Origin of the sequence: Caulobacter sp. SSI4214, from assembly GCF_012184455.1 — a bacterium.
GTDB lineage: Bacteria > Pseudomonadota > Alphaproteobacteria > Caulobacterales > Caulobacteraceae > Caulobacter > Caulobacter vibrioides_E.
Genome location: NZ_SZWJ01000137.1, coordinates 1 through 7,072, shown reverse-complemented (window position 1 = coordinate 7,072; position 7,072 = coordinate 1). Strand labels below are relative to the sequence as shown.

Here is a 7,072-nt window from a genome sequence, read left to right as displayed (position 1 = left end):
CCCGGTCGAGTCGACCACCCCCGAGCCCTACAAGACTCCCGGTCTGGACGACGCGGCCGCCAATGGCGGGTCGGTCGACGCGGCCAAGGCGGCCGCCAAGGCTCGCGAAGAGGCCGAGGCCAAGGCCGGCGAGGCCAGCCAGCAGGCCCGGCTCGGTTCGCCCTTCAAGCCGAGAGGGCAGATGCTGGGGGCGACCCAGGCCGAGGCCTCGGGCGTGGTGCTTCAGGCGCGCAAGGCCACCTCTCTGACGGTGCGCGGCCCTGACGGCGCGCCGGTGCTGACCCGCTGGCTGTCGTCGGGCGACGCCTATCGCGCGCCGCGCACGCAGGGCCTGACGGTCGACGTGGTCGAGCCCGAGGCCTTCGACGTCTATTATGGCGGCGTGCTGACCGGCCGGCTGACCGCGAGCCAGACCGCCCTGGCCAAGCTGATCCCGCCGCCGCCTCCGGCTCCGAAGCCGGTCGCCAGCGCGCCGGCCCAGCCCGTGGCCGCCAAGCCCGCCGTTCCGGTTCGCATTCAATAGCGCCGACCTTGGCCCAGGCCGGGGAAATCGACGGGCAGGCGGTGGAAGGCCTTCTATCCGCCTTCGACACCCTCTAAATTGACGTCATGGCCGCAGACCACACGCACGTCCGTCCCTGGCGCATGATCACGCGCCGGCAATCGCGCAAGATCCGCGTCGGCAAGGTCGAGGTGGGCGGCGACGCGCCGATCACCGTCCAGTCGATGACCAACACCCTGACCAGCGACGCCAAGGCGACGCTGGAGCAGATCCGTCAGCTGGAAGAGGCCGGCGCCGACATCGTCCGCGTCAGCTGCCCGGACGTCGAGAGCACGGCGGCGTTCAAGACCATCGCCCGCGAGGCCAAGGTCCCGCTCGTGGCCGACATCCACTTCCACTACAAGCGCGGCATCGAGGCCGCCGAGGCCGGCGCGGCCTGCCTGCGGATCAATCCGGGCAATATCGGCAGCCCCGACCGCGTCCGAGACGTGATCCAGGCCGCCCGCGACCACGGCTGCTCGATGCGGATCGGCGTCAACGCCGGCTCGCTCGAACGCGAACTGCTGGAAAAGTACGGCGAGCCGTGCCCCGAGGCGATGGTCGAGAGCGCCCTGAACCACGCCCGCATCCTGCAGGACCACGACTTCCACGAGTTCAAGATCTCGGTGAAGGCGTCCGATCCTTTCCTGACCGTCGCCGCCTATTACCAGCTGGCCGAAGCGATCGACTGCCCGTTGCATCTGGGCGTCACCGAGGCGGGGGCCACGCGCACCGGCACGGTGAAGTCCGCGATCGGGATCGGCTCGATGCTGTGGGCCGGGATCGGCGACACCATCCGCGTGTCGCTGGCCGCCGATCCCGTCGAGGAGATCAAGGTCGGCTTCGACATCCTGAAGTCGCTGGGCCTGCGTCACCGGGGCGTCAACATCATCGCCTGCCCGTCGTGCGCGCGGCAGGGATTCAACGTCATCAAGACCGTCGAGACGCTGGAAGAGCGCCTGGCCCACATCGCCACGCCGATGTCGCTGTCGATCATCGGCTGCGTGGTCAACGGGCCGGGCGAGGCGCTGATGACCGACATCGGCTTCACCGGCGGCGGGGCCGGGGCGGGCATGGTCTACATGGCCGGCAAGCCCGACCATAAGCAGTCCAACGACGGCATGATCGACCACATCGTCGAGCTGGTCGAAAAGCGCGCCGCCGAGATCCAGGCCGCTCAGGACAAGGCCGACAAGGACGCCGAGGTCGTGGCGGCCGAATAGGGAGCGCGAAATGCGTCGCTGGGTTTCTGGTCTGATGGCGGTGGGTGTTCTGGCGACGGCCTCCGGCGCCCTGGCCGCCGAGCCGCCCAACCCCGCTGGCGAGGCTCAGCTGGCCAAGCTTCTGGAGGGGCGCGTCGCCGGCAAGCCCGTCAGCTGCCTGCGCCTCGGCGACATCCAGGGCAGCGAGATCATCGACGGCACGGCCATCGTCTATCACCTGCCGGGCAACCGCCTTTATGTGAACCGGCCGCGCGGCGGCGCCAGTTCGTTGCGCCAGGACGACATCCTGGTCACCCGGACCTATGGCGGCGATCTCTGCGAGCCCGACGCCGTCGATCTGTTCGACTCCCTGGCGCACTTCCAGCGCGGCTTCGTCAGCCTGGGTCCGTTCGTCCCCTATTCGAAACCCGCCCGCTGACATTTTCTCTGGCCATCGCCGCCCATGACCGCTAACGCCGGCTGATGATCGGACCACACCCCACCGGCGGCTACATCCTGGAAGAACTGTCCGTCGGCATGACGGCCGAAAAGCAGGTCGTCGTCACCGAAGCGCGGATCGCCTTGTTCGCCGAGGCTTCGGACGACTTCAATCCCGTGCATATGGACGAGGCCTACGCGGCCAAGACCGCCTATCGCGGCCGCATCGCCCATGGCCTGCTGTCGGCCTCATTCGGCTCGGCGGTGGTGGGCACCATCCTGCCGGGGGCGGGGGCGATCTACCTGTCGCAGACCCTGGCCTTCCACAAGCCGGTCCGCATCGACGACGTGGTCACCGCCCGCGTCACCGTGGCGGCCATCGACCCCGAAAGCGCCCGCGTCACGCTCAGCTGCCAGGGTTTCGTCGGCGAGGACCTGATCATGGACGGCGAGGCCATCGTTCGCGTGCCTCGGCGTCGGCGGCCGAAAGCCTAGTCTGCGGCTCAGCCCGCGATCAGCGCCGCGCGCTCGGCGCTGGTCAGCGGACGCCAGCGGCCTTCGGGCATGTCGCCCAGGTCCAGCGGGCCGATGCGAACCCGGAACAGGTCGACGACCTTCAGCTCCACGAGTTCGCACATCCGGCGGATCTGGCGGTTGCGGCCCTCGCGCAGCACGAACTTCAGGCGCTGGTCGGAGATGACCTCGACCTCGGCCGGGCGCAGTTCGCGGCCGTCCAGCTCGAGGCCGAAGCGCAGCAGTTCCAGCTTCTCTTCGGTCAAATCGCCCATGACGGCGACGCGGTATTCCTTTTCCAGATCCGACTGAGGACCGATCACCGCCTTGGCCACCACGCCGTCCTGGGACAGCAGCAAGAGGCCGCGCGAGTCCTTGTCCAGCCGTCCGACCGGCGGGATCAGGTCGCCCGAGCGCGGGATCGCCGAGTCGGCCGCGTCGCCCCACAGATTGGCGCGTGTCAGCAAGCGCGCGGCCGGGACCTGGCCGGGATCCGGCTGGGCCGAGACCACGCCGCGCGGCTTGTGGATCAGATAGGTCGGGGTGGCGTCGAGCTTGGCCGTGGCCCGATCGGCCAGCACCAGGGTCTGGCCAGGCTGGATCTTGCGGCCGACGTCCTCGACCACCTCGCCGTCGATCGACACCAGGCCGTCGGCGATCAGCTGCTCGGCTTCGCGGCGCGAGCACACGCCGCTCTGGGCCAGCCACTTGTTGACCCGCTGGGGCTCGGCCTCGTCATAGGTGCGGGTCCAGGCCATCAGAGCATGATCCCGAAAAGTGGGAACCGGTTTTCGGACAAGATCATGCTCCAAGCCATCAGCCGAAGCTCTCTTCCAGGCTGGCCAGGCGCTCGGCCTGATCTTCGGCGATCAGAGGATTGATCACGTCGTCCAGGGCGTCGCCCTCGATGATGCGGGCCAGGTTGTAGAGCGTCAGGTTGATCCGGTGATCGGTCACTCGGCCCTGCGGGAAGTTGTAGGTGCGGATGCGTTCGGAGCGATCGCCGCTGCCGACCTGGCTCTTGCGCGCCTCGGAGCGGGCGCTGTCCAGCGCCTCGCGCTGCATGTCGTAGAGGCGCGCCTTCAGGTTCTTCATGGCCCGGGCGCGGTTCTGGTGCTGCGACTTTTCCGACGAGGTCACCACGACGCCCGTGGGCAAGTGGGTGATCCGCACCGCCGAGTCGGTCTTGTTGACGTGCTGACCGCCCGCGCCCGACGAGCGGTAGGTGTCGATCCGCAGGTCGCTTTCCTTGATGTCGATCTCGACGTCCTCGGCCTCCGGCAGCACCGCGACCGTGGCGGCCGAGGTGTGGATACGGCCTTGCGCCTCGGTGGCCGGGACGCGCTGCACGCGGTGGACGCCGCTTTCGAACTTCAGCCGGCCGAACACGCCCTCGCCGGTGATCGAGGCGACGATTTCCTTGAAGCCGCCCATTTCGCCTTCCGAGATGCTGTCGATCTCGACGCGCCAGCCGTGGTTCTGGGCGTAGCGCTGGTACATGCGGAAGAGGTCGCCGGCGAACAGGGCCGCCTCGTCGCCGCCGGTGCCGGCGCGCACTTCCAGGATGGCCGAAGCGTTCTCGTCCTTGTCCTTGGGGGCCAGCATCAGGGCCAGCTCGCGCTCCAGGACCGGCAGCCTTTCGTCCAGGCTCTCGATCTCGTCGCGGACCATGTCGGCCATTTCCGGATCGGCGGCCATGGCGTCCAGCTCGGCGCGCTCGGCGGACAGCTTGGCCAGACGCTCGACGGCCTCGGCCACCGGCTTCAGCTCGGCGTGCTCCTTGGAGAGCTTGACGATCTCGGCCCCGTCGGTGGCCGCGCCCATGCGCGCCTCCACCTCGCGGAAGCGATCGAGAACCTGGTCGAGGCGGGCCTGGGGCAGTCGCAAGGGAGACGTCGCACGTTTGGAATGGAACGGGTCGGCTTCTCTAGAGCCTTTCGCGGCCGATGGGAATGTTCGCGACGTCGCAAGACGCGTTCTCAGAACGCCGGCTTGACCTCGATCGACACCAGCTGGCGCGGCGCGCGCGAGGGGCGAAGGTCGCCGTCGACCACCAGGCGATAGGGGCCCTCGCGGACGTCCAGCTTGTGGCCGTTGACCGTGTCGGCGACCACCACCGGATTGGCGCGGTAGACGGGGTCGGTTTCGGCCAGGGACAGCACGCTGAAGAAGCCGTCCTGGGCGCGGGCCACCACCACCTGGTTCAGGTACCGGCCCATCAGCCGCTCGCCATGCACGACGCCGGCCTGGGCCAGCACCGCGTCCAGCCGGGCGCCCTCGTAGACGACGCTGGCGCCCTTGACCTGGATCGTCGCCTTGGCGCGGGGCAGGGCGGCCAGGTCCTTCGGGCTCAGCGCCACGCTGTCGCGACCGGCGACGATGACCTTGAGGTCCTGGGCCTGGGCGGCGGTGGCCAGCAGCAGCGTGGCGGCGAGGGCGAGCAGGGGGCGCATGGGGATCTCCTTGCGCCGACCCTGGCCCGCGCGCCCTTTATCGCGCAAGGGCTATCCGCGCGGGCTCGGCGACCGGCTTGCCCTCGGTCAGCAGCGGGTACAGCGACGCGACCAGCAGCACGGCCATGGTGATGTTGAAGGTCCGCAGCACCGCCGGCCGGTCCAGGAAGGGCCGCAGGCCCTGGCCAAAGCCCGCCCAGGCCGCGCTGCACGGCGCGCCGACCAGCATGAAGGTCCCGGCCAGCAACGGCACGATGGTCCAGCCGCCCCCCTCGGGCGCATAGGTCGTCACCGCCCCAAGGGCCATGGCCCAGGCCTTGGGATTGACCCACTGGAACGCGGCCGCCTGAAGGAAGGTCATGGGCTTGCCCAGGTCCTTGTCGCTGATCTTGGTCGAGGTCCCGATCTTCCAGGCCAGCCACAGCATGTAGGCCGCCCCGACCCAGCGCAGCGCCTCGTGCAGCACCGGATAGGCGCGGAACACGCCGCCTAGGCCAAAGCCCATGGCCAGCACCATGAAGGCGAGGCCACAGCTGATTCCCACGATGTGCAGCACGGTGCGGCGGAAGCCGAAGTTCGCGCCCGACGCCAGCAGCATCATGTTGTTCGGCCCCGGCGTACCGGCCGTGGCGAAACAGAACAGGACGTAGGCAAGAAGCAATCCCGGGGTCATCACGGCCTCCATGTCGTGTAGTGTCACCGTGATGATTTTCATTGTATCGAGAGTCAAACTGCATATTGTTATCGTGACAATATAGGAGATGCTCCGTGCCTCCGGCCTGGACCCCTGCCATCCCCGAGGGCGCGGCGCCGTTGTACGAGCGGTTGGTGGCGGCGCTGCGGGCCGATATCGCCTCGGGCGCCTTGGCGGCCGGCGCGCGGCTCCCGCCCCAGCGGGACCTAGCCTACCGCCTCGGCGTCGGCCTGGGCACCGTGACGCGCGCCTATGTCGAGGCCGAGAAGGCCGGGCTGGTCAGCGCCCATGTCGGTCGGGGCAGCTTCGTCAACGCCCCGGCCGCCCACCACGCGCGCGACCGCGAAGGACCGATCAACCTGGCCCAGAACATCGCCCCGACCGGGCCGGCCGCGACGCGTTTGCCCGAGGCCCTGGCCCGGCTGCGCCGGCGCCCCGACCTGCTGGAAAACCTGGCCTACGCGCCTCCGGCGGGACACGAGGTTCAGCGGCGGGCGGGCGCGGCGTGGATCGCGCGGACCGGCGGCTTCCAGGATGTGGATTGGCGGCGTCTGGTCTGTTGCGGCGGCGCCCAGCAGGCCCTGGCGCTGTCCCTGGGCGCGGTGACGCGGCCGGGCGACACGGTGCTGGTCGAGGCCGCCACCTATAACGGCCAGAAGGCCTTGGCCGCGCATCACGGCTGGCGGCTGAAGGGCGTCGCCATGGACGACGAGGGACTGGATCCCGAGGCTTTGCGGGCGGCCGTGCGTGAAACCGCAGCGCGGGTGCTGTCGATCCTTCCGATCCTGCAGAACCCCACGGGCCGGATCATGAGCCTGGCCCGCCGCGAGGCCATAGCCGCCATCGCTCGCGAGCACGACCTGACGATCGTCGAGGACGACCTCTACGCGGCCTACGCCCCGGGCGCGCCGCCGCCGTTCGCCCTGATCGCGCCGGAACGGACGTTCCATGTCGCCGGCGTGTCCAAGATCCTGGGGCCGGGCCTGAGAGCCGGCTTTCTGATCGCCCCGACGCCGGCGCTGTTCGAGCGGGTGCTGAGCGCGGTGCGGGCCCTGACCTACGCCCCCTCGGGCTTTGGCGGACTGATCGCCACCCAGTGGATCGAGGATGGCGCCGCCGACCAGATCCTGGCCGAGGTCTTGGACGAAAGCGCCGCCCGCCAGGCCCTCGCGCTGGAGATTCTGGGGCGCGCCGTCGAGGCGCCGCGCACGCCCTACGCGCCGCATCTGTG

General features: G+C 69.6%; 8 protein-coding genes and 1 pseudogene. 5 read left to right on the top strand and 4 right to left on the bottom strand.

Annotation, left to right across the window (positions count from 1 at the left end):
• From FCU40_RS22025 to FCU40_RS22010, 4 genes and pseudogenes are all read left to right on the top strand, one after another.
• Nucleotides 1-523 (top strand): annotated as a pseudogene (locus tag FCU40_RS22025) (helix-turn-helix domain-containing protein); the annotation flags it as partial.
• An 86-nt stretch (nucleotides 524-609) separates the two neighbouring features.
• Nucleotides 610-1,764, top strand: coding sequence for a flavodoxin-dependent (E)-4-hydroxy-3-methylbut-2-enyl-diphosphate synthase (gene ispG, locus FCU40_RS22020; RefSeq protein ID WP_168077902.1), 1,155 nt, complete (start codon nucleotides 610-612; stop codon nucleotides 1,762-1,764).
• A 10-nt stretch (nucleotides 1,765-1,774) separates the two neighbouring features.
• Complete coding sequence (locus FCU40_RS22015; RefSeq protein ID WP_168077900.1) at nucleotides 1,775-2,182, top strand: hypothetical protein; 408 nt, start codon at nucleotides 1,775-1,777, stop codon at nucleotides 2,180-2,182.
• Nucleotides 2,183-2,226: 44 nt separating this feature from the next.
• A complete protein-coding gene (locus FCU40_RS22010) occupies nucleotides 2,227-2,676 on the top strand; it encodes a MaoC family dehydratase (RefSeq protein ID WP_168077898.1) in 450 nt (149 codons plus the stop codon).
• Between the two features lie 8 nt (nucleotides 2,677-2,684).
• Here FCU40_RS22010 and FCU40_RS22005 read toward each other — a convergent pair whose 3' ends face one another.
• The 4 genes from FCU40_RS22005 to FCU40_RS21990 form a co-directional block, all read right to left on the bottom strand.
• The gene (locus tag FCU40_RS22005; protein WP_168077896.1) at nucleotides 2,685-3,452 is read right to left on the bottom strand and encodes a pseudouridine synthase; all 768 of its coding nucleotides are present in this window, start codon (nucleotides 3,450-3,452) and stop codon (nucleotides 2,685-2,687) included.
• Nucleotides 3,453-3,510: 58 nt separating this feature from the next.
• Nucleotides 3,511-4,581: a peptide chain release factor 1 gene (gene prfA, locus FCU40_RS22000; protein ID WP_035017480.1), complete on the bottom strand. Its 1,071-nt coding sequence runs from the start codon at nucleotides 4,579-4,581 to the stop codon at nucleotides 3,511-3,513.
• 92 nt (nucleotides 4,582-4,673) lie between these two features.
• A complete protein-coding gene (locus tag FCU40_RS21995; protein ID WP_168077894.1) occupies nucleotides 4,674-5,147 on the bottom strand; it encodes a molybdopterin-dependent oxidoreductase in 474 nt (157 codons plus the stop codon).
• Nucleotides 5,148-5,184: 37 nt separating this feature from the next.
• Nucleotides 5,185-5,820, bottom strand: coding sequence for a LysE family translocator (locus tag FCU40_RS21990; protein WP_168077892.1), 636 nt, complete (start codon nucleotides 5,818-5,820; stop codon nucleotides 5,185-5,187).
• Nucleotides 5,821-5,915: 95 nt separating this feature from the next.
• On the opposite strand from FCU40_RS21990, the gene FCU40_RS21985 reads away from it, so the two are divergent.
• Nucleotides 5,916-7,072, top strand: a 1,157-nt coding sequence (locus FCU40_RS21985; protein ID WP_168077890.1) for a PLP-dependent aminotransferase family protein, incomplete at its 3' end; no start/stop codon positions are given.